Here is a 26,826-nt window from a genome sequence, read left to right on the forward strand (position 1 = left end):
ATGAAAGCTGAGAGAACACATACCACGAATTACATTAATACTTTCATCGAAACGGCAGAGGACAGCCCGATTGATAAAGCTGAAATTCCCTTGCAAAAAGGGGATGAGAAAACGGTTGCAGGTCTTCAATTTGATTTGATTTATGAACACCCATACAAACACACGTCTGACGATGTGATTTTCGGGGTTTACGCTTCCAAGAATAAGATAGGCCGCAGCGAGCTCGCGGGCGAACGTGAGAAATTCTTTTCCAAAGGCCAGCCTTGTATGCGATGTTCTCCATTGGGTAAAAGATACGGCTGGGGCGTTCATAGCGACCAGGATGGCAAAATCGCCATTTATCCGATTGAGTCGGAAGAATATAAGAAGTTTTCCGAGGACGAAAATTTGAAGCATACCAAGGCTATGCGGTCGAAGCGGGCCTGAGTTAAACGACAAGCCTTACAATTACCCCCAAACTTCCTGTCCGTATACCGCAACAAAAAAATGCAAATATATTTGCGCAACTCAAAAGTTGCACATATATTTGCAACCTGAGGGTTGCGTAATAAATCATCGAAAATGAAACAAGATATATTCCAGGCCATATCAGACCCGACACGCAGGGCTATTTTAACGTTAGTCGCTATCCAGGCATTAACACCAAATGCAATGGCGGAAAAATTTGATATGACCCGCCAGGCAGTATCAAAACATATTAAAGTATTGCACGAATGCGAATTGATTAGACCTGAGCAGAGCGGCAGGGAGATTTATTATCACTTTAATGCGAAAAAAATGCAGGAATTTGACAATTGGCTAGCCCAATTCAGGCAGAACTGGGAAATTCAATTTAATCAACTTGACGAACTATTGTCAACAATTAAAGAACAGTAAAAATGAACAACGATTTGCTATTTGATTTTAATGTTGACAAGGCAGCAAAAATGGTATTCATAACCAGGGAATTTAATGCCGGACTTTCACTAGTATGGGATGCTTTTACTAAGCCAGAACTACTGGACCAATGGGGAGCACCTGCACCAATGCGCGCCAAAACTAAATATATGGATTTCAAAGTTGGGGGGCGGCGATTTTATGCGATGATAAGTCCCGAGGGACAGGAGCGCTGGTCGATCCAGGAGTATACTTCCATTAGTCCAAAAACTAATTTTAAAATGTATAATTCTTTTGCAGACAAAGACGAAAATCGTGAATTGCCGGGTTCTGAATGGGATTACAATTTCAGCGAGCAAAATGGTATAACGAAAGTGAACATCACCATTTTTAATGAATCTCTTGCCCGTATGGAGAAGATGATTGAAATGGGCTTTAAAATCGGGTTTACCATGACTTTAAAAAACCTGGAAGATCTGTTAACAGCCTTATCGCAGAAATTACAAGAAGAAAATTAAAACCTAAAATAAAGTTATGAGAACAATCAATCCCTGGATCAACTTCAATGGAAATGCTGAAGAGGCATTCACTTTTTACAAATCAGTTTTTGGCGGAGATTTCGCAAAGATCATTCGTTTCAAAGACCTATCAAGCCCTGAATTTCAGGTACCGGAAAACGAAGCAAATAAAATAATGACCATTGCTTTGCCTATTGGAAAACACAATGTATTAATGGCCAATGATGTTCCGGAATTTATGGGACGAGTAAGCGAAAACGAAAACAGGTCTAAAATATCAATTAGTGCTGAAAGTCGTGAAGAAGCAGACAATATATTTAACGGACTATCGGCAGGCGGAGCTATTGAAGGGCCCATGGGCGACAGTCCCTGGGGTACATACGCCGGAATGTTTAGGGACAAATATGGTATAGAATGGATTGTGGAATTTGACTCAAATTATAACGGGTAAATTCGCTGCCTCTCACATGCATAAGCTAGTGAGAGGGAGGATACGGTCGTTCGAAATGTTTATAAGAAAGTAAGGGAAAAGTAGGACAAAACAGTCTTGTTTTTGAAGCTGCATTGGGATGACATATTATTATCAATGACAACCCGGGTGTTTGCAGTAGTTTGCCAGGAGTTTTGCATTATATTCCTAATCCACTTACAATCTTAAATCCTTCCTTATGAAGATAGGGCATCTTTTTTTATCCGTTCTTTTCGTCCTCATTCCCTATCAATTTTCCCAGCTGGCGGTCGCACAGTCAGCAAAGGACAAAAAACCACTTGTAGTGTTTGTTACCGGCGACCACGAGTATAGCGGAGAAGAGACATTGCCGATCATAGCCGCCGAGATTGAAAAGAATTATGGTATGAAAACCATTTTTCTGAAAGCTTCTCCCGACCACAATAGCGAAAAAAACATTCCCGGCCTCGAAGCGCTGAAAGATGCTGATCTGGCCGTTTTTTACCTGCGCTGGCGACAACTTCCCGCAGATCAGCTTGCTCTAATAGATGAATATCTTAAAAAAGGAAAGCCGGTAATGGGTTTCAGGACAACAACCCATGCTTTTAATTTCCCCAAAGGAGACGCAAGTGAAAAGTGGAATGCATTTGGGGAATTCGCTTTAAATTCTCCTCCCGGCTGGGGCGGTGCGGCCAAGCACACGCATTACGGACACAATAGCAGCACAGATGTAACTATAATTCCTGAACAGGCTAAAAATCCAATCCTTACTGGTGTCACAGGGCCATTTCATGCCCGGTCCTGGCTCTACCGCGTTTTGCCTGATTATCCGGTGAAGGAATCAACATGGCTTTTAATGGGTAAATCGGTGAATCCGGATAAGGAGGCAATAGAAAATCCTGTCGCCTGGACCGGAACTAACTCATTTGGCGGAAAAATATTCATGACCACATTGGGCCATCCCGAGGATTTCAGGCTTGAACCTTTTCAGCGATTGGTGATCAATGCCATTCACTGGGAGCTGGGCATGAAAGTGCCTAAAAACTGGACGGGCAAAATGGACATTCAGGTTCCGTACCGTGAAGCAAAATAAGACCCCAAATTTTTCCTAAATCCAAACTTTAAGAATAACATCAAAATGTCTAAACCCAGGAAAATCAGCGTCCACATATCGCTTGTTGCATTTGGACTTGCCATCATCGCGTTCAGTGCTTTCAAGTTCAATCAAACCGCATCTATTGCGATCACTAAAGGTTCCCACATTGTTTTGCTAGGCAACAACCTGGGTTCGAGGATGATGAACTACGACAATTTTGAAACGGAACTTCATGTTCGCTATCCCGAGAACAATCTATATATCCGCAATATGTGCGATGGCGGGGATACGCCCGGATTCCGTCCGCATGCGAGCAGGAATTCCCCCTGGGCGTTTCCCGGCGCCGAAAAATTTCAGACAGAACTGGCTAACCCTTCACAAAGCGAAGGACATTTTGAAACCCCTGATCAATGGCTTACCCGGCTGAAAACCGATGTGATCATTGCATTCTTTGGATATAACGAATCGTTTCAAGGCAAAGAAGGACTTGCCAATTACAAAGCCGAATTGGACGCATTCATCAAATATACTTTAAGTCAGAAATACAACGGCAGCACAGCCCCTCAGCTTGCAATCGTTTCTCCCATTGCTTTTGAAGACTTGTCGGCGCAATATGACCTTCCGAACGGTAGGAAGGAAAACGAAAACCTTTCCCTGTATTCGAAGGCAATGAGAGAGGTGGTGGATCAAAATAAAGGAGTGCTTTTTGTGGACGCTTTTACCCCATCTCAAAAATGGTATGCTGACACCAAAGAGGCGCTAACGATTGATGGTTCACAACTGAATGAAGAGGGTTACAAAAAGTTGGGCGTTTTACTCGCTGATCAGGTTTTTGGTAAATCTTCATTAAAAGCTGAAGCCAACCGCAAGCTGGTGCATGATGCCGTCGCAGAAAAAAACTGGATGTGGCACAACGATTTTAAAATCCCGAACGGCGTACACGTTTATGGCCGTCGCTACAACCCTTTTGGCCAGGATAATTACCCGGCTGAGATCGAAAAAATCCGCGAAATGACGGACATCCGAGACAAAGCGGTATGGCTCGCAGCTTCCAAGGGAGAGAAAATGGACGTGGCTGTTGCTGATAAGAGTACGAAACCACTTCCTGAGGTCAAGACCAATTACAATCCTGATAAAAACGGGAGCCTTGAATATCTGTACGGACAGGATGCGCTCAAAAAGCTCAAAGTGCCGGAAGGTTATAAAATCGAACTTTTTGCGTCCGAAGAGGAATTTCCGGATCTCGCAAAACCAATGCAAATGTCATTTGACAATAAAGGCAGGTTATGGATCGCTACCATGCCTAGCTATCCGCATTACAAGCCGGGAGATACAAAGCCCAATGATAAAATTATTATTCTGGAAGATACCAACAACGATGGTAAGGCGGACAAACAAACTGTTTTCGTAGATAAGCTGCACTTACCACTTGGATTTGAGATCGCGCCAGAAGGTGTGTATGTTTCGCAGGGTACCAATCTGAAAATTTTTACAGATACCAATGGTGACGATAAGGCTGATAAAAGTGAAATTTTGTTAAGCGGATTTGACGATCATGACACGCACCATAACAGTCATGCATTTACCGTGGATCCTTCGGGCGCGATTTATTCAGGAGAAGGCGTGTTTTTACATACCAATGTGGAAACTTCATACGGGCCTGTCCGCGCAACAAACGGAGGCTTTTACAGATATACTCCACAGCGCAGGAAACTGGAACGTACCGCGCAATTGTCAATCCCTAATCCCTGGGGAATCGCTTTCGATGATTGGGGACAGCCATTTTTTGCTGAAACTTCCAGTCCGGATGTTCGCTGGATGCTTCCTGGGTCAGTTTTGCCAAGATATGGGGAAGCTACCCACAAATCGGTACAGTTGATCGAAGAAAAACATCGGGTAAGACCCACTTCCGGGCTGGAATTCGTTTCAAGCCGCCATTTTCCGGATGAATTGCAAGGTGATTTCCTGATTAATAACACCATTGGATTCCTGGGTACCAAAGAACACACGCTGACCGACGATGGCACCGGCTATAAAAGTCATCATCGTCAGGACCTGGTTGTAAGCGAAGACAGGAATTTCCGTCCCGTAGATATGGAATTCGCACCGGACGGGTCTCTTTATGTAATCGACTGGCACAATATCCTGATCGGCCATATGCAGCACAATGCACGTGATCCTTTGCGTGACCACTCGCACGGCCGGGTTTACCGCATTACTTACCCATCCAGGCCATTGGTAACAGCGGCCAAAGTCGCTGGGGCAAGAATTGAAGAACTTCTTGATAACCTGAAATTGCCGGAGTACCGCACCCGCTACCGTACCAGACGTGAGCTTAGAGGCAAAGACGCCGCACAGGTTTTGCCAAAGCTAACCGCTTGGGCAGCCGGTTTGGATAAAAAAGATCCAAGGTATGAGCATCACGTTTTGGAAGGACTCTGGGTAAGCTGGGGGCTGAATAAAGTAGATCAAAAGCTCCTTAGACAAACATTGAATGCAAAAGATTATCACGTGCGGGCAGCTGCGGTGGAAGTGGTTCGTTATACCGGCCATCAGGTGTCTGATCAGGCTGATTTGCTGATGCAGGCGGTGAAAGACGAAAACAGCAGGGTAAGATTGGTCGCGATCGTAGCGGCTTCCTGGATTGGCAAGGAAAAAGGACTGCCCATTTTGGCAGAAGCAAAAAAGATGCCGCTTGACGACTGGATGATTTATGCATTCGATGCTTCGGAGGCGCACCTGAAAGGAGAGAACGTGAAAAAGGTGAAAGTGGAGGTAGCGAAAACAACTTTGAAAGGGACTGAACTGGCACTATTTAACACAGGCAAAGAAATCTACGCGAAGGAAGGATATTGTTCTACCTGCCATCAACCGGACGGGAAAGGCTTAGCTGCAGCCGGATTTCCGCCTATTGTTGCCAATCAATGGATATTAGGAAGTGATGAAAGACTGATTAAGCTCACGCTTAAAGGGCTGCTTGGTCCGATTGAAGTCGGTGGACAAAAATATCCGGGGCAGGTTCCAATGACCCCATTTGGCGGCTTATTGAAGGATGAAGAAGTAGCGGCTGTTCTTACGTATGTCAGAAATTCATTTGGCAATAAGGGTCCTGCGATTTCTCCGGAGAAGGTGAAGCAGGTTAGGGCATCTACGGAAACCAAGAAAGATTTTTATTCTCCCGAGCAACTATTAAAAGAGCACCCGCTGGAACAAATGTAAGTTGCGGTATAAACCGTTAAAAAGCATCTGAGGCTTTATGTTGAACCATTCCTGGTTTCGCATAAAGCCTTTCTTATTTTAAAAAAATGTTACGATAAGTTACAAATAATGAAAAAATACTACATAACTTCGCATTAGTTTAGCCATATTTATAGAATATATTTCTATCATAGGCATGCATTTGTAGAATTTTTTTATCACTCACTGCTGATAACCGATCTAGGTTGTCACAAATTTATTTTATGAAACAAAAATTACCGGCTAAGTGGAATGATCTGCGCGTGTGTTTGACCAGTTTATTTGTTCTTTGTTTAACCAATCTTTCAGCCCAGCAACGTTATTTTGCCATTTCGATGGTGAATGAGAATGACAATCCGGCATTGGAGACCATACAGGGAGCCAAGGATGTGGGTTGTAATGCAGTCGCCCTGACTGTCCAATGGGGCGCAATTGAAGGGAAGATCTCCAGAATTCTTAAACAGGAGCAGGGAGAATCTTATAATGTCTGGAAACAGTATGACGACCAGATCAGTCTGGCCCTTTCCCTGGGAATGAAGATAGGGCTTAATATCGCAGTAAGTTCGGGCGATGATGCAACCAACAGCAGTTCAGACCGGTATGGTATTGACACAGGTGATGGCTGGTTAAAGCAAGACAGGATGATTGTGATCAACCACGCCGGGGATGGAGCCGTATTTCAAAAGCAGGGCGGACCGATCAGGCCGGGTTTAAATCTTCAGTTTGTGATGACATCTCTTGCAGCACAATCAACCCGTAACCGCATTACAGATTTTACAACCAAAGTCATGCAACGTTACAAATACCTTCAGGATGGTAACAACCTATTATATGTCAACCTGATTTTCAGCAGGTCGGGGGAAGGTGAGTTTGAAATTGGCTCTACCAAATTCCATTTCGATCAGCAACTGGATATGTCTGATGCTTTAACAGACTATTCAGTTCCTATGATTTCGGCTTTCAGACAATGGCTGACAGGGAAATATGGAACAATAGCTTATTTAAATTCCAAATGGGGTTCCAATTATTCTTCATTTAACAATGTAAATCCAAAAATACCTTCCGGTTCTACATTTACGGGTGCAGATGGATCAGACTGGTTTCTATTTCGGACCCATATCCTCAAAGAGGCTAACCAACTTTTCAAGAACGCGGTAAAAGGTGTTGATCCCAATATCAAAGTCATTACCCACCATGGTTCTGTTTATGACAAACTTTCCAAAATTAGGGGTACGTTACCATTCAATGAAATAGGGGCGGATCTGGACGGAATAAAGATTAATGATGATATTGACTACGACCACCGTTTTGCTCTGGACTTGATCCGGACCAACTTGCCAGGAAAATTATATGTCAATGAAGCCGCGTATTATGAAGGAGGAGTTGGGAATGTAGTAAACCTGGCCGAGGAAAGTTTCAGACACGGGGCAAATGTGGTAACCGTGTTCCATCTTGACAACGCGCTGAATTCACCAACTGCTGTGACTGCTTTGAAAAACTTAACCGACAACTGGGTTAAAGATAAGCAAGTGAGCAAGCCCTCGGCGTCTAACACAGATCATTTTACATTGTCGAGTATGATCAATGCAAACGGATGTCTGACCAACCGGGATAGTTATTCCAACGATTGTGACGCATACAAAAACTGGCGCGGTGCTTTCAATGCGGCTAACAATCCAGTGAATATTTATCTCACAGACGATATCACAACGCCGGGCTGTTTTTACAAAAATCTTAAACCTTCAAACAATAATGATCAGGCGAGTGCGATCATACCTAACAATCAATTTTATCACCTGACTGCTCCGGACTGCCGCGTCATCGGTACCGTTAAGGGTGCTGATCTCACAAATGGAACTACCCCATTTACTGCTTCCGTGGACATTGATCCAACGGTAGCCAGTTACAATAGCCAGCCGTATGTCCAACGCCACTTTGAATTTGTTCCGGGCGGAACAAACCCTTCCCAGGCCACGCTGACCGTTTATGTCAGCCAGGATGAGTTTACCGCCTTCAATACGGTAAGCTCCGTGAAGCTTCCGAAAAATGCCGGGGATTCCGACAATGCCAAGGACAATATCAGAATCTGGCAATGGCATGGAACTCCGCTATCCGGAGCTGCTGACGCAACCATTGATCCTGACGACAGCAATATCCAATGGGATTCGGTATTGGGTTTGTGGAAAATTACATTTGCTGTCAACGGATTTTCATCATTTTTCGTCACCGCTGCCAATGCTACTGCGCTGCCTGTGACATTGGTCAATTTCAACGCCAGGAAAGTAGAAAACAGCACCGCATTGACCTGGCAGACTTCGGATGAGACCAATAGCGACCATTTCGAAATTCAGCGCAGCCATGAGGGAAAGCAGTGGTCAGAAATAGGGAATGTTAGCTCATCCAGGGAAAGCAAGGTTTTGACGAGCTATTCCTTTACAGACGAAACCCCCGTTTCCGGAGATAATCTTTATAGATTAAAAATGATCGATCAGGACGGCACCTTTGCCTATTCCAGAATTGTTTCATTGGGATTTGAGGGCATGGAAAAGATTATTTTATTTCCGAATCCGGTCGTGTCAGGTATGATTAGATTGAATTTTACTGGTACTTTGCCGGAGATTTCACTTTTTGACGTCACAGGCAAACTCATACCAACAGATACTGAGCAAATAGGTCAGAGTGGGCTGCTCGTAAAGCCTGAAACAAAACTTCCGGCAGGATTATATATTCTTACCACCGGGTCAGGATTGAAACAAGTCAGGCATAAAGTAGCGGTGATGAATTAATCGCCGCTCCTACAATACCCTTCATAACATAGATTAAGTATGCGGCAGCCACTATACTATTTTTTACCTGCCGCATTTTTTTCTATTATTCCTTTAAACAACAAATTTCTTTTTGAATTAGAATATTATTATGAATTAGTAGTTTATTGTTGTTGAAATCAGCATCAGTATGTCCCCCAAGTTTAAGCTTCAACTTTCCGTTCTCTTCATTTTATTGCCCATTTGCTTCTACCTCGCTTACAGTTGGCACTATTCGGTGCCCATCTTTTTTTCCGATGATTTTCATTTGCTCAAAACAGTGCTTTGGGTCCAGGATGAGTCCGATTTACCTGGTAAGTTCCAGTTGTTCACACAGCAGCACAATGAGCACAGGATTGTTGTTCCGAGGCTAATAACCTATGCCGTTTATTTGATTGCCGGGCACATTAGCTGGCCATTCCTCATCCTGCTGGGAAATGCAATGTGGTGTTCGGTCCTTTGGTTTCTCTGGAAAGGTTTCCGCAGTCATAATCTGGCTTTATGGCTTTTCATTCCGGTCCCATTGATATTTCTGCAACCTCAGTATTACGACAATGTCACCTGGTCAATAAGCATTCTTCAGCAGTCGGTAATCGTGTTCTGGTACGTGTTACTGAGTTACTTATGTGCCAAAGGCCGCTATGCACCGGCATTGATCGTTTGCGTTATCGCCACATTTACACATGGAAATGGCATATTCAGCTTTTTGATTGGGATCTTGTTCCTGTTGAATGATCGGCAGTGGAGAAGGGCAGGCATTTGGGGCCTGGTGTGGATTGCAATAGGGGTATTGTATTTCATGAATTTTAATAAAGGACAGAATGCGGATTTCGGCAGAAGCCTGTCGGATCCGGGAAGGCTGATAGCATCATTTTTTGCTTTTTTCGGCTCGATCAGCAAGGTTTACTTCGCCAACTCCATGATGGCTGTTCTGATTGGCGCAATCTGTTTTCTTACCCTGGCTATCTACATTCTAATCCGCTTTTTTCAGGCGCAGAAAAGCAGGCTCCCCTTACCCTGGTTTGACAAAATGCTGGCAGGCATCATCATCTTTTTAGGCATCACCGCAGCGCTGGTAAGCATCTCGCGAAGCTGGGGTGGAATAGAAACAATCATTGCACCGCGCTACCAGCATTATTCCCCATTTATCATTTGCCTGGTGTACATCGTAATGGTCTCTCTTTGTGCTCAGAAATTCAGGAAAGCATTAGGTATTACAGGTATTGTGGTTGCATTAGGTTTCAATTTGTTAAGCTATTTCAGCTATACCGAGGAATTAATTTACCGAAGGAATTGGCTGCTGGCGGATGACGCGAACTGGGTTAATCATCAGAATTTCCTCAATTATAGCGCGCCTTTTAACCAGAATATAAACGCAACATATAAAAAGGCAGTGAACGATGGCATCTGCGTATCCTCAGACCGTTTCTCTGCTTTAATGAAAGATTCTTCTCGTACCGAGAACATTGGGCTGACTTATGTATCTGTAAAAAAGGAAGAAAGCGACGCCAGCAGTTCTTACTTAAAGAATTACGGGACCCTATCCAATGATCAGATCCCCGAAGGCAATGTTTTCATTTATTTAAAATCCGGTGACATCAGCAAAGGTTACTGGCTGCCTTGCAAATACAGCCGCAATAGCGTGGCGCAATTGTTGAGCACGGGCGAATGGTTTAAAAAAGGCTTCAAACTGGAGTTTCTCACAGAAAATATGGCTCCGGGAAAATATCGGGTCGGAATGCTGAAAAATAATGTTTTTACCTGGACCCAGAAGGTAATTACCATCGAGAATCCAGGCTCATAAGTATTGGCTTTCGAATAAGCTTACTGATATCTGCCCCAGGTAATTTACCGTCAACAATATTAAAATTTTCCTATTTGATTCATTGATTTAACTCCTGCGCTGATTGCTCGGGAATACCTGGTTTATGCCGTATTTCCTTCGCCGCAACACTAGGTTGAACGACAAAAAAATCGTAACTTTACCCTCCTAAAAGGCCTGAAAATGGTTCTTTTTATCTAAGTGAAAAACAAACTATATGTCAAACGAAACAGTAATTGAAGTAAATAGTTATTCAGCCGAAAATATCCAAGTTCTTGAAGGTTTAGAAGCTGTACGGAAACGTCCGGCGATGTACATTGGTGACACGGGTTTTAAAGGTGTTCACCATTTAATTTGGGAAGTGGTTGACAATTCCATTGATGAGGCAATGGCCGGTTATTGCGACACCATCAATGTAACAATTGAAAAAAATAATTCGATTACTGTTCAGGACAATGGCCGCGGGATTCCGACCGGAATGCACAAAAAGGAGGGAAGATCTGCCCTGGAAGTCGTTCTGACCGTACTTCATGCCGGTGGTAAATTCGATAAAGACACTTATAAAGTTTCAGGAGGTTTGCATGGCGTGGGTGTTTCCTGCGTGAATGCGCTTTCCATACACCTCCGCGCCGAGATCCACCGCGAAGGAAAAATATTTGAGCAGGAGTTTAGCGAAGGTAAGCCGCTGTACTCCGCAAGGGTAATCGGAGAATCCGAAAAAACCGGGACCTTTATCCATTTCCTGCCCGATGCAACCATTTTCACAGTAACTGAATTTAAATACGAAACGGTTGCTACCCGTCTCAGAGAATTGTCCTATTTGAACAAGCGCATCCGCATTACGCTGGAAGACAAGCGCGAAGAGGATGAAGATGGGAAATTTCGTGGCGAGGAGTTCTATTCAGAAATTGGTCTGAATGAATTCGTAACCTATCTGGATGCAACCCGCCAGGCGCTTATCCCTGAGCCAATTCACATGGAAACCAACAAGGGAACCGTTCCTGTTGAGGTCGCGATGATGTACAACACCTCGTACAGTGAAAATGTGTTTTCCTACGTCAACAATATCAATACCGTCGAAGGAGGAACACACGTTTCCGGCTTCCGGGCGGCGTTGACCAGGACATTGAAAAATTACGCGGAAAAGTCAGGTGTTCTTGCAAAAGAAAAAATAGAGATCAGCGGGGACGATTTTCGCGAGGGACTTACCGCCGTTATTTCCATTAAAGTACAGGAACCACAGTTTGAAGGTCAGACAAAAACCAAGCTGGGTAACTCCGAAGTTACCGGTGTTGTAAGCCAGGTTGTTTCCGAGATGCTGGATACTTATTTGGCCGAGCATCCCAAAGAGGCGCGGGTCATTATCGATAAAGTGATCCTGGCAGCAAAAGCACGCATTGCGGCGAAAAAAGCCCGTGAAATGGTGCAGCGTAAAAATATATTGACAGGTACCGGCCTTCCCGGAAAGTTGTCTGACTGCTCCGAAACCGATCCTCACATTTGCGAATTATATCTTGTCGAGGGTGATTCGGCGGGTGGTACCGCAAAACAGGGCCGCAACCGCGCATATCAGGCAATTTTGCCATTACGTGGTAAAATCCTGAATGTGGAGAAAGCGCAGGAGTACCGCATTTATGAAAATGAAGAGATTAAGAACATGTTCACTGCAATGGGCGTCCAGATCGGAAAAGACGGCGATGAAAGAGCTTTGAACATTGACAAACTGAGGTATCACAAAATCGTGATTATGACCGATGCGGATATTGATGGCAGCCATATCCGGACATTGATCCTCACATTCTTTTTCCGTTACATGAAGATCCTGATCGATCACGGTTATATCTACATTGCACAACCGCCATTGTATCTGGTAAAAAAAGGAAAAGAAGAGAGATATTGCTGGACAGAATTGCAACGCGAAGAAGCAATCCGCGAGATCGCCGCAGGACGCGAAGAGTCCGTGAACGTGCAGCGTTATAAAGGTTTAGGTGAGATGAATGCGGAACAGTTATGGGAAACGACCATGAATCCGGACAAGCGAAGCCTGAAACAAGTTTCTATCGATTCTGCGGCAGAGGCAGATCACCTTTTCTCCATGCTGATGGGTGATGAAGTTGCTCCCCGGCGTGAGTTTATCGAAAAAAATGCAAAGTATGCACGTGTTGACGTCTAGCCATTAGTTCCGGGAGTCGCGTTCCGGGAGTCGCACTCCGGGAGCCGCACTCCAATAAGATTTTAGAAACGGATGGTTGTCAATGGCAGTCATCCGTTCCTGTTTTTGAAGTGAAAATTTAACAGAAACTTCACGGAACTGAAAACATAAGATTGTTTAGATTCGTTGAATTTTAATAGGGTTTATAAAGGCACATTAATTGAATTTAAGTTATGTCTGGCTCGTCTGATAACACATATAGCAATGAGAAAAAAGGGAAGCTGACCAATCTCTTAGCCTTTTTCAAAAGCTCTAATCAACCCGTCCCCGCTGAGGACAATAAGGCCGTAAGCTCTACGGAAAAGGCGATCACGCAGGCCCAGCAGAGCGACCTGATCAGCCGGGACCTGAGCTGGCTCAAATTCAATGAGCGGGTGCTGGATCAGGCGACCAATCCAGAGAGAAATCTTTTCGACAGGCTGAAATTCCTTGCCATTTACTCCTCTAATCTGGACGAATTTTTCTCCATTCGCGTAGGGAGCCTTTATAATTATCTCGATTTTGGGAAAGAGCGGCTGGATTATTCCGGTTTGCGTGAAATCCCTTTCCGCAAAGTACTGATGCGCGAATTGCACGATTCCGTCCGTCGCCAAAACGAATGTTACAAGAACCAGTTACTTCCATTGTTCGGTAGCCATGGTTTCAGGATCGTAGGATTAGAAGCTGTCGAAGCCGACGAAAAAGCGGCGGTCGAAGAATATTTTGAGCGGACGGTTTATCCAATGCTTACTCCAATGCTTTTTGATTACACGCATGCATTTCCGGTGCTGCTGGCCAAAACGCTGGTATTGGGAGTGATTACGCAGGTCAAGGGTACTACCTCAGAAGAAGACCGGAAATTGTCTTTTGTACAATTGCCACTTAACCTGCCAAGGTTTTATGTGATAGAAAGGGAAGATGAGCTGCTTTTCCTGCCGATAGAGAGCATTGTCCGTGCTTACATCAATAAGCTCTACCGAAATGTAGATATCGTTTCGACAAACTTGTTCAGGATCATCCGGAACGGGGACTTTACGCTGGAAGAAAGTGATGATATCGACGTTGATTTCATCGATGAAATCAAGCAAAAGATAAAAAACAGGCGCTTAGGCCGTGTGGTGCAGGTTTACATTGAGCCGGATACCAATCCAGATTTGATGAACCTCATAAAAAAGCGTTGGGAAATAGACGATTACAATGTTTTTCCGATTGATGGGCTGATTGATTATACCGCCCTTTGGGGTATCGTAAAGCATCCTGAATTCAAAGACCAGATCCCGACTATTCACCCACCCGTACCTCCATTGGGCATGGACAGGGAACGTATCCCCGATATCTTTGAATTAATGCGCGAAAGAGATATCCTTTTGCACCATCCCTACAACAACTTCGAGCCAGTTTTGCAGCTTCTAGAACAAGCGGCTGAAGATCCGAAGGTATTGTCTATCAAACTGACCATTTATCGTCTTGCGAAAAATTCACGTGTGACAGAAGCCTTATTGCATGCGGCCGAAAACGGGAAACACGTCGCGGTTTTGTTTGAGGTAAAAGCGCGTTTTGATGAAGAAAATAACATCAGAGAGGCACAGCGCCTGCAAAAAGCAGGCTGTTTTGTGATTTACGGAATTGGCTTGCTGAAAACACATACCAAGCTGCTGCTGATTGTAAGAAATGAGGGAAACAGGGTATTGCGATACGCGCATTTATCGAGCGGAAATTACAATGAAGACACATCGCGATTGTACACAGATACTGGCCTGTTGACATCCAATGAAGAATATACCCACGATATCTCCGAGTTTTTCAATGTAATTACCGGGCATTCAATCCCTTCCGAATATCAAAACCTGATTACAGCGCCACGCTATATGCGCGCGAAATTGATTGAGATGATCCAGCAGGAGTCAGAAAACGCCAAAGCGGGATTGAGAAGCGGGATTTGTATCAAGATCAATTCATTGGAAGACAGGGATACCATTTTCGAATTGTACAAAGCTTCCGAAGCCGGTGTGCCTATACGGTTGATCGTTCGCGGCATGTGCTGCCTGCGCCCGAAGCGACCGGGTTTGAGTGAAAATATCACGGTAAGGTCCCTTGTCGGTGACTTTTTGGAGCATTCCAGGATCTTCTATTTTCATCAAAATGGGAATCCCGTTGTATATGGCGGTAGCGCTGACGCGATGGTGCGTAGCTTTGACAGACGGATTGAGTCCCTTTTCAAGCTGGTGGACAAGCGTGTACGCCAGGAGGCCATTCACATACTTTATTATAGTTTAAAGGACAATTTCAATGCGTATGAATTGCAGGAAGACGGCAATTACATAAAGTGTGAGATACCCGAAGGAGTAGCCCGTTTAAATGTCCATGAAGCATTTTACAATGTGACGCTTGATGAAGTCATGGCAACCCACCTTTTTCAGGAAGAAGATAAGCCAAAAGAAGCGCCCGTTCCAGCTGAATCCGAGCAATTGGAAGCGGAAATCCAGTCCGAAAACGGAATTTCCTGATTATTCTTTATAAAAAATCCTTTTGACGCGGTCCCCAATACCCGTTAGAATTTCGTAGGGGATGGTGTGAATGCTTTTTGCCAGTTCGGTAATGGGAAGTTCTTTTCCAAAAATGATCACTTCATCCCCTTCTTCAACCTTTGCGCCCGTGACATCCACCATCGTCATGTCCATGCAAACATTTCCAATTGTCGGACAAAGGGTACCATTTACCAAAATTTTACCAATTCCGTTTCCCAAACCGCGATCGTAGCCGTCGGCATAACCAATAGCGAGTGTTGCAATGGCGGAGTCGTGGGTTATTTGGCCGCTTCTGCTGTAACCAACCGTTTCGCCCGAGGACAAGTACTTAATTTGCGAAACAATGGTTTTGAGGCTACCCACCGATTGCAATGCATATTGCTCCTGCCCGGTTGCTTCCACGCCATAAAGTCCGATCCCAAGCCGTACCATATCAAGCCTGTAATCAGGAAAGCGAACGATTCCAGCCGAATTGAGAATGTGCTTTAAGGTGCTGTATCCCAATGCCTTTTCCAGCAATCCTGCACCCTTTACAAACTGCTGGTACTGATTTTTCGAAAATTCGTTGTGAATACCTTCGTCGGCGCCAACCAGATGGGAGAAAATACTGGATACCCGCAAAGCCGGATTTTGTTGTAACTGGCTGATCAGCCAATCATAATCATCTTCCTCAAACCCCAGCCGATGCATGCCCGTATCCAGTTTTAAATGCACTGATGGTGCATTAGCGGCATCATTTTTTTTGAGAATGTATGAAAGCCAGTCTGAAAGCATGCGCCGGCTGTATAATTCGGGTTCCAGCTTATATTCCCAAAGCAAATCGAATGCTGGCAAAGTTGCATTCATAACCATAACAGGCAATGTGATACCACTTTGCCTCAGCGCTACACCTTCGTCCGCATAGGCCACACCCAGGTAATCGACCCGATGGTATTGCAGCAATGCGGCCACCTCCGCACTTCCGCTTCCGTAAGCAAAAGCCTTCACCATCACCATGATTTTGGTTTTTCGGCCAATCTTAGAGCGGTAATAGTTCAGGTTGTGTACCAATGCATCCAGGTTAATTTCCAACACAGTACCATGTGCTTTTTGCTGAATCCGATGAACGATTTTTTCAAATGAAAACGGTCGGGCACCTTTCACCAGGATAACGCAGTCGGACAATGTATTGAAGGGGAATTCTTTTAGGAACGACTCGGTATCCAAGAAAAATTCCTGCTCCGAAATGTCAAAGAGGTTAGCCTGACTGCTTATCTGGGGGCCGACGCCAATCAGCCGGTTGAGCGCTTTTTCTTTCAAAAGTTTGGAGACCATTCCGTAAAGCTCGTTTGGCGTTTGGCCGGATTGGAGAACGTCGGAAAGAATGATGGTTTTTTTCTGCCGCTGTTCCTGCTGGGACAAAAAGTTAAGCGCCATCGAAAGCCCGTTCAGGTCATTATTGTACGCGTCGTCAATGATATAGCAATGATTAATGCCTTCCTTCAATTCCAGCCGCATGGAAACAGGTTTCAATAGCAAAATCCTGTCTTGAATAACCTTCGAGGCAATTCCAAAATCGAGCATGAAAACAATGCAATGCGTCAGGTTTTCAAGCGACGCCTGATCGCGGAATCCGGTTTCGAAATTGAACGCTCCGGATTTACCGATCAGGGAAATGACGGTGTTATCTTTTTTGGATTGATAGGTAACCCGGATATCTGCGCCCGAATTGGAGCTTCCCCAACTGATGGTTTGTAAAAACGGATTTACCGGCCGCAGGATCAGGTCGATTTCCTCATCAATGTCTTTGTAATCCTTTCGGTAGATCAGTTTTTTAACCTTTGTAAAGAGACGTAGCTTTTCAGTTATCTTTTGCTTGCGGCTCCTGAAGCCGTTATCATGTGCAGGACCAATGTTGGTGAAAATGCCAATTGTTGGCTGCATAACAGGCTGCAGATACTCCATTTCATGTGCCTGAGATATGCCAGCTTCAAAAATGGCCAATGTATGTTCCTTATTCAGATTCCAAACGGAAAGAGGGACGCCAATCTGAGAGTTATAGCTTTTTGGACTTGCCACAATGCGTTGCCCGGGCGCCATCAGTTGAACCAGCCATTCTTTTACAATCGTCTTACCATTACTGCCCGCAATGCCCACAACCGGAATGTTGAATTGCTTCCTTCGTTCAGAAACCAGTTCTTGCAAAGCCTTAATGCTGGATGGCACAACCCAGATTTTTGCATCACTCCAACCGGCTGTTCCCTGCCGCAATGAATCGGACCAGGAGGCTTCTTCTACAACAAATTCCCGAACGCCGGATTGATATAAATCATGAAGAAATAAGTGACCGTCGTGCCTGTCGCCTTTGATGGCGAAGAATATGCTTTGTTCAGGAAAAGAGATCTGACGGCTGTCGGTGAGAAGGTAAGCGGCTTGCGGATTGAAACCTACATCCATTTTTTTGACTTAAAATAAAAAATCATCCCAATGGTAACAACGACCATCAGGCCCAAGACGTAAAAGTAGCCATAATGCCATTTGAGTTCAGGCATATAGTCGAAGTTCATCCCATAAATACCGACGATAAATGTCAGTGGCATGAAAACGGCAGAGAAGATTGTAAGCGTTTTCATGACAGAATTCATTCGGTTGCTGATGGTCGATAAATGTACGTCGGCAAGGCTGGCGACGAGTTCTCGGTATGAATCGATGGTATCCAAAACCTGCATGACATGATCGTAGAGATCCCGATAATAAGGGATTACATCTTTTTGGATTTGAATGTTATCTTCTCTGATCAGCTGGTTGAGCATATCCCGAACCGGCCAAATCTGCCTGCGGGCCATCGTCAGCTCGCGTTTTAATGCATATAACTCCTTCAATGATAATTCTTCCGAGCCGCTGATCACCTGATCTTCCGTCATGTCCAGGCTGTCACCCAATTTTTCGAGGACAATGAAATAATTATCTACAACTATATCTAAAAGGGCGAATAAGAGATAATCGGGACCATTCCTGCGGGTTTTGCCGACCGAAGCCTCCAGTCTGTTTAAAACGGGAGCGAAAATATCGCTGCTCAACTCTTCCTGAAAAGACAATAAATAATTTTTACCTACCACAAAACTCACATGCTCGGAGGTAATGCAAATGGGTGATTCTGATTCGACGTGAAGCATTTTCAACGTGAGAAACAGATAGCCGTCGTCATAAACTTCCAGCTTGGGCTTGTGCTCGGTATTTACAACGTCTTCCAGCAAAAGGGGGTGCAGGTCGTATAAGTTTCCCAGCTTTTCGATGGTTGAAGTCTCGTGGATCCCATCCACATCCAGCCAGGTTATAATCGATTGGTCATTTTCGGCAGGAGCGCAGTCGCTTAACGAATGTGCAGGCTCATCACGGAAAATTTTATCATTATATTGGATACGACGGATCTTGGTTTTCAACTGAATATCAGGCCCAATGTAGGTTAATGTGCCTGGGGAGGTCAGTAAATTGCGCCTTTTATAACGCTTCGTTTTTTTGAGAACCGGCTTCAAATCATCCCGTTCCGGGTTAGCGTTAGTTTCTGTACTATTCAACTGAATATTTACTTAAGATGAAAAACGAGCAATGGAACATGCGTGTCAATGATCAGCTTCCTGGTAACGCTTGGATTGATCAGAAATTCTTCAATAAAAGAGCGTTCACGGGAGGACATGATCAGTAAGTCCGCCTTTACCTCGTCGCAGTAATCTTCTATGCCGTCCAAAACATGTCTGGCCTCACGGACTACGATCTGATCGTCTTTCACGTCAAATTCAGCTTTTATCTCGTCGATGTACTGGTTATCGGGCTGGATATCGGGCTGCGAATCAGAATGGATTTTTAACAAGGTAAGGCTTGCCCCCAAATGGTTCATGAGTACAAAAACCTCTTTCAGGATATCACTCTCGTCATATTCAAACTGGGTAGCATACACAACCTTTGTGAATTTGCCCGGATGGCTCTGCGGCGGGATTACCAAAACCGGACAGGTTGCATGCAATGCGATCTGAGTTGCGGAACTGCCGATTAATTTATCCAAAAATCCACCTGTTCCGGTGCGTCCCATCACGATCAAACCCGGGTTATATTCCTCCATGGCCTCTTCAATGCCGGATTGAATGCTACCGAGTGTCCAGATTGATTTGGACTTGTAACCCTCAGCGATTAAATTTTGGGAGTAGCTTTCCAGCTTTTTTTTAAATTCATCTTCCAGCTCATTGGTCATGGAAAGGAAATCCGAACCTCCGATACCAGGCGAAACGCTGCCCGGCGTTAAGTTTACATCTGCAATATAAGGCTGATAAGCGTGCAGGATAAGCAACTCGGTGACGTCCTTTTCGGCGATGATCTTGGCGGCGGCAAGTGCCCGTTCGGCATTTTCAGAAAAGTCAATGGGAATGAGGATTTGATTCATGTTCTTTGGATTAGCGATATTAGAAAATGCAGTTTCCTAACCTATTCATTTTAGGGAATGAAACAAAGGATTTGGACTATAATTTGTATTTATCTCCCGACAGCCAGCCCAACCTAAACAGTTTTTTATTTCAAAAATCAGAAACAGTTTGATACAATCAATAAATGGGTCGGTTTAAAGCATATTATTAATTTTGTGTATTACCTTACCACCACAAACTATTCTCCACTTCAATTTTCAGTATGAAGAGCAAAATTACCATCATCAACATTGCGCTGGTTACCATTGCGGCCATCGCCACAGTTTTAAATGCTTACAATATTGTTTCCATTTCTGCCAATGTGCTGATTACGCTTCGATGGCTTGCTCTGGCCGGACTGATCGTATTTGCCATATTAAAAAAGAATTTAACAACATCGATTTTGATTTCGATGCTGGTAGGGACGGAGATCGGATTTGATAATCCGAAAATGGGAACTGAGCTGCATTTCCTGCGTCAGATCTTTTTGCAAATGATCAAAACGGTAATAGCACCGCTGCTTTTCGCGACATTGGTAACGGGTATTGCCGGACATTCAGACTTGAAACAGGTGGGGAGAATGGGTTGGAAATCACTGCTTTACTTTGAAGTAGTAACCACATTTGCCTTGCTGATCGGGCTGTTTTTTGCCAACTGGTTCAAACCCGGTGTAGGTATCATTCCGCCGGAAGCGCTTAATGTGACTTTGCCAAAAGTAGCTGACCAAACCTGGCAGGATATCGTATTACATTCATTTCCAGAGAACGTTGCTAAATCCATTTATCACGGAGAAGTACTTCAGATCGTCGTTTTTAGTGTTTTGTTCGGAATAAGTCTTGCGCTTTTGCCTGCTGCAAAAAAGGAAAAATTTGTACATGGCGTGGAATTGCTGGCGGAGGTAATGTTCAAATTTACCAAGATCATCATGTATTTCGCCCCAATTGGCGTTGGCGCTGCCATTGCAGAAACGGTGGGACATATGGGTATTGACGTTCTTAGAAACCTGGCGCTGCTCCTGGCCACGCTATATTGTGCTTTGATTGTATTCATCGTCATTGTTTTTATCCCGATTGCATTGATAGCCAGGATCCCCGTGATCAAGTTTGCCAAAGCCATTTTCGAACCGGTATCCATTGCATTTGCTACCACCAGCTCCGAATCAGCATTGCCCAAGGCGATGGAAAAAATGGAGAAATTTGGCGTTCCCCGGCAAATCGTTTCCTTCGTAATGCCAACCGGATACAGTTTTAATCTTGATGGTTCCACGCTTTATCTGGCTCTGGCCACGGTTTTCGTCGCCCAGGCGACGGGTACGGAAATGTCTTTTGGTCAGCAACTTACGATGGTATTATTGCTGATGCTTACCAGCAAAGGAGTTGCGGGCATTCCCCGTGCGACCCTAGTTATTTTGTTAGGCGCGATTGCCAATTTTGGTATGCCAGAGTGGCCGGTGCTACTGATTATGGGTATTGATGAATTGATGGATATGGCGCGGACATCCGTCAATGTGACTGGAAATTGCCTCGCTACCGCTGTGATCGCCCGTTGGGAAGGTGAGCTGGATGATGAAAAAATGCATAATTCCGACCGTATTCAGGAGGAGCCGATTGCGGCAGAAGTTTAGTTTTTTAGTTTTTAGCGTAACAACTTTATGTTAACCGTTTACGGAATCCCGAATTGCGATACCATTAAAAAAGCACGTACCTGGCTTGATAATCACAGCATTGCATATACTTTTTACGATTACAGAAAAGAAGCATTACCAGCCGCGACCGTGAAGAAGTGGTTTAAAGTTTTTCCTTGGGATAAGGTTGTGAATAAAGCCTCGACTACCTGGAAAGAGCTTTCGGATGAAGAACGGGCAGCGGTGGTGGATGAGAAATCGGCCGCCAAGCTGATCGTTCAGCATACGACTGTGGTGAAAAGGCCGGTTATTGAAGATGCTTCGGGAAAAGCGGTGACGCTGGGCTTCTCTGAAAAAATGTACGAAGAAAAATTTCTCAGTTGAATGCCCTGATGGTTACAATCACCGTTTTTGATTGGTCGGCAAGAGTGGTGGCAAAGAGGTAAAAGTCGCCTCCTTCCCTTAATTTCCACTTTTTTCTGAGCTCATCGGTTTTTGCAGGGAAGTTACGGACAGTTAGATTGGCCTTGTCTCCACCAATGTGCTGCGCTATCTCCCGCATATCGGGCTTGCAAATAGCCACCACTTTCATGGATCGGCCAGGGAAATTTTCCACCAAATGCGCTGACGTGTATAGCTGGCTGTTAGCAGCTAATTTGTTTACGCCGTACTTTTCACAAAGGGTTTTGAATGCTCCGGCTTTTAAAATGGCTGGATGCGGTTCATACAAATAGGCCAGCGGATCCGAATAGGATACCGCTGCATTCCGCTCGGTTTCCAGGTCAAAATCCAGCGATTGCCTCACGCTACCATCCTGATCCAGAATTCGAGCATTTATCTTGTAGTCTCCTTTGAAATCTCTCGCCAAAACAAAGAGCAATTCCTTACATTCCTGTTCATATCCAATAGTATAAACGTCTTTTACGCATTGCAATTCACTGCAAGCCAAAGCGATATCCAGGAGCGGGGAGGTTTTTAGCAAGATATTTGGAGCGCAATTAAACAGGGTATCCAGTTTGGACGGAATATCAGGGGCACAATCGGCCAGTTTTACCACTTTTTGCCGGTTTACGTCCCTGCGTGCAGGATCTGCATAAATCCAATCGCAAGTTATGCGTCCATTCTTGAGTGCATTTAGTGAATCTTCGGCGTGAACCTCAATGTTAGATACCCCAAGCTGTTCAAAATTATAACGGGCTGTTTCAGCAACAACTTCCTGCTGTTCGAAATAATCCACTTTTTCGAAGCTCTTGCTAAGATAGAAGCTGTCGACGCCCATTCCACCGGTAATGTCAACGAGTTTTCCACCTGAGATCAGTTTCGCCTTGTAGCGGGCGGTAGCTTCCGACGAACATTGCTCGACTGATAATGCGGGTGGGAAAACCAGTTTTTCATTGCTGTACCATTCCGGAAGCTTCTTGACTGCCTTCTGTCTGGATACGATTTGAGCCGCCAGTTTTTTAAGATCCAACCCTTTAAACTGGCCTGCCTTCAACATCAGCTGACCTGCATTTTCATATTGATGCGTTTGAATAAAACTGATTTCATCCCTCGAAAAGCCTGGTTCGTCTGTTTCCATTTTATCAATAGACATTCGTAAATACTTCTCGGACGTTTTGAGAGGCTGAAATTAATGCAATTTGGCAACTGATCAGCGCTTACAAACGGACAAGGTAGGAGTAACCAGATGAAAATTATAACTTGTCTGCTCATATCCTATTTCCCTAGTTTTTAACCTTTATTTATTATGAGAATTAAGACCTTTGAAGAGTATCAGGTTGCCTACAAGCAAAGCGTAGACGATCCCGAAGGTTTCTGGGCGGAAGTGGCCCAACAATTTGTGTGGCGTAAACCCTGGAAAAAAGTACTGAGCTGGGATTTCACCGAGGCGAATATAAAATGGTTTGAAGGCGGTGTAATGAACATCACCGAAAATGCGCTGGACCGTCATTTGGCTGATAAAGGTGATCAGGTTGCGCTCATCTGGGAGTCCAATGATCCCGAAGACAAAGCAATTTCCATTACTTATCGCGTATTGTTTGATCAGGTTTGCCGGTTTGCCAATGTCTTGAAAAAGCACGGTGTCCAGAAAGGCGACCGGGTTTGCATATATCTTCCGATGGTTCCCGAGTTGTCCGTTGCCGTACTGGCTTGCGCAAGGATAGGAGCCATTCATTCCGTAGTTTTTGGGGGTTTTTCAGCCAAATCTATTGCCGACCGGATCAACGATGCTGAATGCACAATGGTTATCACATCCGACGGTGCGTTCCGTGGCAACAAGGTAATTCCAATGAAAGCTACTGTGGATGAAGCGCTTGTACAATGCGATACGGTAAAACACGTCATTGTCATGACCCGCACCCGTACGCCGGTTTCCATGCTGAAAGGCAGGGATTTGTGGTGGGAAGATGAAGTGAAACTGGTCGATTCGGTTTGCGCGGCCGAACCTATGGATGCTGAGGACATTCTATTCATTTTATACACTTCCGGTTCAACCGGAAAACCCAAAGGCGTTGTTCACACTTGCGGCGGGTACATGATTTTTGCAGCCTATACTTTCACAAACGTTTTTCAATACGAGCCGGGAGAAATTCATTTTTGTACGGCCGACATTGGCTGGATTACCGGGCATAGCTACATTGTGTATGGCCCGCTTTGCTGCGGCGCGACCTCGGTCATTTTTGAAGGCGTACCTACCTATCCGGACGCAAGCCGTTTCTGGAAAATCATTGAAAAACATAAAGTTAACATCCTCTATACCGCCCCGACTGCCATCCGCTCTTTAATGAGTTTTGGCCTGGATTATGTGAATGGGCACGATCTATCGTCTTTAACCAAACTCGGTTCAGTCGGTGAGCCAATCAACGAGGAAGCCTGGCATTGGTACAAAACCAACATTGGTGCCGACGATTGTCCATTGGTAGACACATGGTGGCAAACTGAAACCGGGGGTATTATGATATCTCCGCTTGCGGGGATCACGCCAGAAAAACCGACGTTTGCGTCTCTACCGTTACCGGGCATTCAGCCTGTTTTAGTGGATGAAAGCGGCAATGAAATCGAAGGAAATGGCGTAAGCGGTAACCTTTGCATCAAATTTCCATGGCCAGGCATTATCCGCACAACCTATGGCGACCACGAACGCGCCAAGCAAACGTATTTTTCCGCTTATCCGGGTATGTATTTCACGGGTGACGGATGTTTGCGCGATGAAGATGGCTATTACCGCATTACAGGACGCGTGGACGATGTATTGAATGTATCGGGCCACCGCATTGGAACTGCGGAGGTTGAAAATGCCATCAATATGCATTTAGGCGTGGTGGAATCAGCTGTGGTAGGGTATCCGCATGACATTAAAGGTCAGGGTATTTACGCGTATGTAATCGCGGAAAAAAGTGTGCATGACCCCGAGATGTTCAAAAAAGACATTGCCGCCACCGTTTCCAGGATTATCGGCCCGATTGCAAAACCGGATAAAGTCCAGTTCGTGACGGGATTACCTAAAACACGTTCCGGCAAGATCATGCGAAGGATTTTAAAGAAGATATCGGAAGGGGACGTCAACAATCTGGGAGATACCTCAACATTGCTGGATCCGGCAGTTGTGGATGACATTAAAAAGGGTGCATTGTAATAGGGAATGCATAAAAGAGGTAGCTGGTTTAAGGCTACCTTTTTTATGCCAAAAAGTAATGTTACGCATTTAATGAGGCCTTGTCCGCGGCGCAGCCGCATCCTTTCGCACAGCCACCGCTGTTGCGGCTATCAAATGTTTTCCAGATCCGCCAGCCGATATAGCCACCTGCCATCAGGAAAAGAATAAAAACAATAATCTGTTGCGCTGCCATCATTTCAAAAACGTGAAGCGGTTACCAATTGTTCCTGGCTGCCAGCGTGAATGCATGCTGGTAATGATGTTCGCTGTGCCATGCGTAATTCGCAATGACTTCATCCAGCCTGAAAACACGCCCAGTCGCAGGGTGCGTGTAAGTTCTTGCCAGATCCGTCTCATCCATTGAATTCAAAAGCAAAACCCACCTTAAATGAACATACCGCATCAATTGAAGTGACAATTCAATTTGAGCAGTCTTTGCATCGGGTAATTCGGCCCATAATTGCTCTTCATACGGCTTGATGGTCGGATTGTCCTCGGTCATAGCTAGCCTGCAACGGGTGTAGGCATTGATATGACTGTCGGCTACGTGATGGATCAACTGCCTGACGGTCCAGCCATCTGGCCGGTAAGGCGTATTTAGCCTATCGTCCTCCCAATTGGACAGGAGGTTGATGAATTTTGAAGGCAATGCGCTGATGATCTGAATGTTGGATTTTACTTCGGCAGCGGTATAGCTATCCTGGGATTCAAATTCACCGATGGGATATTTGAGTTGTTCGAGGGTCATTGCAATTTGAATGAGTGAATGGGTGAATGAGTGAATTAGTGAGTTTTAAAAGTTTTCTTTAATGACTCCTACTAATTCGTGGTGGGCTTTGCCAGCGGTTGCAATGATATCGCCTCCGAAAAGGTAGTTATCCTCGCCACTAAAATCGGTCACTTTTCCTCCTGCTTCTTTGATGAGCAGCACGCCTGCGGCCATATCCCAGGAATTGAGATTATATTCGTAAAAACCATCAAAACGTCCAGCAGCAACATAGGCGAGATCCACTGCCGCGGCGCCCATTCTGCGGATTCCATGCGTTTTTTGCATGAGCAGTTCAAGAATGTACATATATCTTTTTTGCTTTTCGAATTTATAATAGGGAAATCCGGTCGCAATGAGGCTATCCTGCAAAAGTGGAACACTGGACACGCTGATTTTTTTGTCATTCAACCAGGCCCCGCCGCCCTGCCAGCCGTAAAACATTTCATTCAGGCTTGGTTCATGAATAACGCCGACCAATAACTCTTTGCCTCTTGCCAGGCCCACGCTAACGCAATAAACCGGAATGCCGTGAATAAAATTGGTCGTTCCGTCCAGCGGATCAATAATCCAATTTAGGGCGGTCGGATCTGGTTCGATGCCGGTTGTGCCTTCTTCGGTGATATAGCTGGCTTCCGGCAAAAGTTCTGTTAAGCCGGTCACCAATAGCTTTTCGGCTTCTTTATCTACATAAGAAACCAGATTGTTTAGATCCTTATATTCAATTTTATCTCTTGAAAAAAGAGCCGCTTCCTGCTGAATAAATGTAGAAGCCTGCCTTACTATTTCTATCGTTTTTCGTGTCAGCAATTCCAGATCCAT

20 protein-coding genes are annotated in these 26,826 nt (G+C 44.8%); 13 read left to right on the forward strand and 7 right to left on the reverse strand.

Annotation, left to right across the window (positions count from 1 at the left end):
• The 10 genes from FHS68_RS05440 (at position 1) to ppk1 (ending at position 15,499) form a co-directional block, all read left to right on the forward strand.
• On the forward strand, positions 1–426 hold the full coding sequence (locus FHS68_RS05440; protein WP_167267908.1) for a DUF6157 family protein: 426 nt from the start codon (positions 1–3) through the stop codon (positions 424–426).
• A 135-nt stretch (positions 427–561) separates the two neighbouring features.
• The gene (locus FHS68_RS05445) at positions 562–876 is read left to right on the forward strand and encodes an ArsR/SmtB family transcription factor (RefSeq protein WP_167267910.1); all 315 of its coding nucleotides are present in this window, start codon (positions 562–564) and stop codon (positions 874–876) included.
• Between the two features lie 2 nt (positions 877–878).
• Complete coding sequence (locus FHS68_RS05450) at positions 879–1,394, forward strand: SRPBCC family protein (RefSeq protein WP_167267912.1); 516 nt, start codon at positions 879–881, stop codon at positions 1,392–1,394.
• Between the two features lie 16 nt (positions 1,395–1,410).
• Complete coding sequence (locus FHS68_RS05455; protein ID WP_167267913.1) at positions 1,411–1,845, forward strand: VOC family protein; 435 nt, start codon at positions 1,411–1,413, stop codon at positions 1,843–1,845.
• A gap of 217 nt (positions 1,846–2,062) precedes the next feature.
• On the forward strand, positions 2,063–2,935 hold the full coding sequence (locus tag FHS68_RS05460) for a ThuA domain-containing protein (protein WP_167267915.1): 873 nt from the start codon (positions 2,063–2,065) through the stop codon (positions 2,933–2,935).
• Between the two features lie 45 nt (positions 2,936–2,980).
• Positions 2,981–6,157 (forward strand): PVC-type heme-binding CxxCH protein, encoded by a 3,177-nt coding sequence (locus FHS68_RS05465; RefSeq protein ID WP_167267917.1) that lies wholly within the window; start codon positions 2,981–2,983, stop codon positions 6,155–6,157.
• Positions 6,158–6,399: 242 nt separating this feature from the next.
• A complete protein-coding gene (locus FHS68_RS05470; protein ID WP_167267919.1) occupies positions 6,400–8,961 on the forward strand; it encodes a T9SS type A sorting domain-containing protein in 2,562 nt (853 codons plus the stop codon).
• Positions 8,962–9,130: 169 nt separating this feature from the next.
• Positions 9,131–10,783 (forward strand): hypothetical protein, encoded by a 1,653-nt coding sequence (locus FHS68_RS05475; protein ID WP_167267921.1) that lies wholly within the window; start codon positions 9,131–9,133, stop codon positions 10,781–10,783.
• A 235-nt stretch (positions 10,784–11,018) separates the two neighbouring features.
• Positions 11,019–12,974: a DNA topoisomerase (ATP-hydrolyzing) subunit B gene (gyrB, locus tag FHS68_RS05480; protein WP_167267924.1), complete on the forward strand. Its 1,956-nt coding sequence runs from the start codon at positions 11,019–11,021 to the stop codon at positions 12,972–12,974.
• Between the two features lie 212 nt (positions 12,975–13,186).
• Positions 13,187–15,499, forward strand: a complete 2,313-nt coding sequence (ppk1, locus tag FHS68_RS05485) for a polyphosphate kinase 1 (RefSeq protein WP_167267926.1) — start codon at positions 13,187–13,189, stop codon at positions 15,497–15,499.
• Here ppk1 and FHS68_RS05490 read toward each other — a convergent pair whose 3' ends face one another.
• From FHS68_RS05490 to FHS68_RS05500, 3 genes are read right to left on the reverse strand one after another with little or no spacing between them, the layout of a single operon-like run.
• Complete coding sequence (locus FHS68_RS05490) at positions 15,500–17,956, reverse strand: bifunctional UDP-N-acetylmuramoyl-tripeptide:D-alanyl-D-alanine ligase/alanine racemase (protein WP_167267928.1); 2,457 nt, start codon at positions 17,954–17,956, stop codon at positions 15,500–15,502.
• Complete coding sequence (gene corA, locus FHS68_RS05495; RefSeq protein ID WP_208408170.1) at positions 17,947–19,077, reverse strand: magnesium/cobalt transporter CorA; 1,131 nt, start codon at positions 19,075–19,077, stop codon at positions 17,947–17,949. The genes FHS68_RS05490 and corA overlap by 10 nt, the downstream gene beginning before the upstream one ends.
• An 8-nt stretch (positions 19,078–19,085) precedes the next feature.
• Positions 19,086–19,937: a universal stress protein gene (locus tag FHS68_RS05500; RefSeq protein WP_167267930.1), complete on the reverse strand. Its 852-nt coding sequence runs from the start codon at positions 19,935–19,937 to the stop codon at positions 19,086–19,088.
• A gap of 242 nt (positions 19,938–20,179) precedes the next feature.
• Between FHS68_RS05500 and FHS68_RS05505 the strand changes: the two genes are divergently transcribed.
• Complete coding sequence (locus FHS68_RS05505) at positions 20,180–21,580, forward strand: dicarboxylate/amino acid:cation symporter (protein ID WP_167267932.1); 1,401 nt, start codon at positions 20,180–20,182, stop codon at positions 21,578–21,580.
• Positions 21,581–21,607: 27 nt separating this feature from the next.
• Positions 21,608–21,964: an arsenate reductase gene (locus FHS68_RS05510; RefSeq protein WP_167267933.1), complete on the forward strand. Its 357-nt coding sequence runs from the start codon at positions 21,608–21,610 to the stop codon at positions 21,962–21,964.
• Here FHS68_RS05510 and FHS68_RS05515 read toward each other — a convergent pair.
• Entirely contained in the window at positions 21,957–23,174 is a 1,218-nt protein-coding gene (locus FHS68_RS05515) for a THUMP-like domain-containing protein (RefSeq protein ID WP_167267935.1), read from the reverse strand. The genes FHS68_RS05510 and FHS68_RS05515 overlap by 8 nt on opposite strands.
• A gap of 153 nt (positions 23,175–23,327) precedes the next feature.
• Between FHS68_RS05515 and acs the strand changes: the two genes are divergently transcribed.
• Complete coding sequence (acs, locus tag FHS68_RS05520) at positions 23,328–25,217, forward strand: acetate--CoA ligase (RefSeq protein WP_167267937.1); 1,890 nt, start codon at positions 23,328–23,330, stop codon at positions 25,215–25,217.
• Positions 25,218–25,278: 61 nt separating this feature from the next.
• Here acs and FHS68_RS05525 read toward each other — a convergent pair whose 3' ends face one another.
• From FHS68_RS05525 to FHS68_RS05535, 3 genes are read right to left on the reverse strand one after another with little or no spacing between them, the layout of a single operon-like run.
• Complete coding sequence (locus tag FHS68_RS05525; RefSeq protein ID WP_229211778.1) at positions 25,279–25,434, reverse strand: FeoB-associated Cys-rich membrane protein; 156 nt, start codon at positions 25,432–25,434, stop codon at positions 25,279–25,281.
• 18 nt (positions 25,435–25,452) lie between these two features.
• Positions 25,453–25,986, reverse strand: a complete 534-nt coding sequence (locus tag FHS68_RS05530) for a YfiT family bacillithiol transferase (protein ID WP_167267938.1) — start codon at positions 25,984–25,986, stop codon at positions 25,453–25,455.
• 45 nt (positions 25,987–26,031) lie between these two features.
• On the reverse strand, positions 26,032–26,826 hold the full coding sequence (locus FHS68_RS05535) for an inositol monophosphatase family protein (protein ID WP_167267940.1): 795 nt from the start codon (positions 26,824–26,826) through the stop codon (positions 26,032–26,034).

Origin of the sequence: Dyadobacter arcticus, assembly GCF_011762185.1 — a bacterium.
Taxonomy (GTDB): Bacteria; Bacteroidota; Bacteroidia; order Cytophagales; family Spirosomataceae; genus Dyadobacter; species Dyadobacter arcticus.

What these genes read in the sequence shown, in the direction of transcription:
- FHS68_RS05475 (WP_167267921.1), top strand. Translation starts at nt 9,131, where the DNA reads ATGTCCCCCAAGTTTAAGCTTCAACTTTCCGTTCTCTTCATTTTATTG.
- FHS68_RS05490 (WP_167267928.1), bottom strand. Translation starts at nt 17,956, where the DNA reads ATGGATGTAGGTTTCAATCCGCAAGCCGCTTACCTTCTCACCGACAGC.
- acs (WP_167267937.1), top strand. Translation starts at nt 23,328, where the DNA reads ATGAGAATTAAGACCTTTGAAGAGTATCAGGTTGCCTACAAGCAAAGC.
- FHS68_RS05505 (WP_167267932.1), top strand. Translation starts at nt 20,180, where the DNA reads ATGAAGAGCAAAATTACCATCATCAACATTGCGCTGGTTACCATTGCG.
- FHS68_RS05455 (WP_167267913.1), top strand. Translation starts at nt 1,411, where the DNA reads ATGAGAACAATCAATCCCTGGATCAACTTCAATGGAAATGCTGAAGAG.
- FHS68_RS05460 (WP_167267915.1), top strand. Translation starts at nt 2,063, where the DNA reads ATGAAGATAGGGCATCTTTTTTTATCCGTTCTTTTCGTCCTCATTCCC.
- FHS68_RS05470 (WP_167267919.1), top strand. Translation starts at nt 6,400, where the DNA reads ATGAAACAAAAATTACCGGCTAAGTGGAATGATCTGCGCGTGTGTTTG.
- FHS68_RS05535 (WP_167267940.1), bottom strand. Translation starts at nt 26,826, where the DNA reads ATGGATCTGGAATTGCTGACACGAAAAACGATAGAAATAGTAAGGCAG.
- FHS68_RS05530 (WP_167267938.1), bottom strand. Translation starts at nt 25,986, where the DNA reads ATGACCCTCGAACAACTCAAATATCCCATCGGTGAATTTGAATCCCAG.
- FHS68_RS05465 (WP_167267917.1), top strand. Translation starts at nt 2,981, where the DNA reads ATGTCTAAACCCAGGAAAATCAGCGTCCACATATCGCTTGTTGCATTT.
- FHS68_RS05510 (WP_167267933.1), top strand. Translation starts at nt 21,608, where the DNA reads ATGTTAACCGTTTACGGAATCCCGAATTGCGATACCATTAAAAAAGCA.
- ppk1 (WP_167267926.1), top strand. Translation starts at nt 13,187, where the DNA reads ATGTCTGGCTCGTCTGATAACACATATAGCAATGAGAAAAAAGGGAAG.
- FHS68_RS05450 (WP_167267912.1), top strand. Translation starts at nt 879, where the DNA reads ATGAACAACGATTTGCTATTTGATTTTAATGTTGACAAGGCAGCAAAA.
- gyrB (WP_167267924.1), top strand. Translation starts at nt 11,019, where the DNA reads ATGTCAAACGAAACAGTAATTGAAGTAAATAGTTATTCAGCCGAAAAT.
- FHS68_RS05525 (WP_229211778.1), bottom strand. Translation starts at nt 25,434, where the DNA reads ATGATGGCAGCGCAACAGATTATTGTTTTTATTCTTTTCCTGATGGCA.
- FHS68_RS05440 (WP_167267908.1), top strand. Translation starts at nt 1, where the DNA reads ATGAAAGCTGAGAGAACACATACCACGAATTACATTAATACTTTCATC.
- FHS68_RS05515 (WP_167267935.1), bottom strand. Translation starts at nt 23,174, where the DNA reads ATGTCTATTGATAAAATGGAAACAGACGAACCAGGCTTTTCGAGGGAT.
- FHS68_RS05500 (WP_167267930.1), bottom strand. Translation starts at nt 19,937, where the DNA reads ATGAATCAAATCCTCATTCCCATTGACTTTTCTGAAAATGCCGAACGG.
- FHS68_RS05445 (WP_167267910.1), top strand. Translation starts at nt 562, where the DNA reads ATGAAACAAGATATATTCCAGGCCATATCAGACCCGACACGCAGGGCT.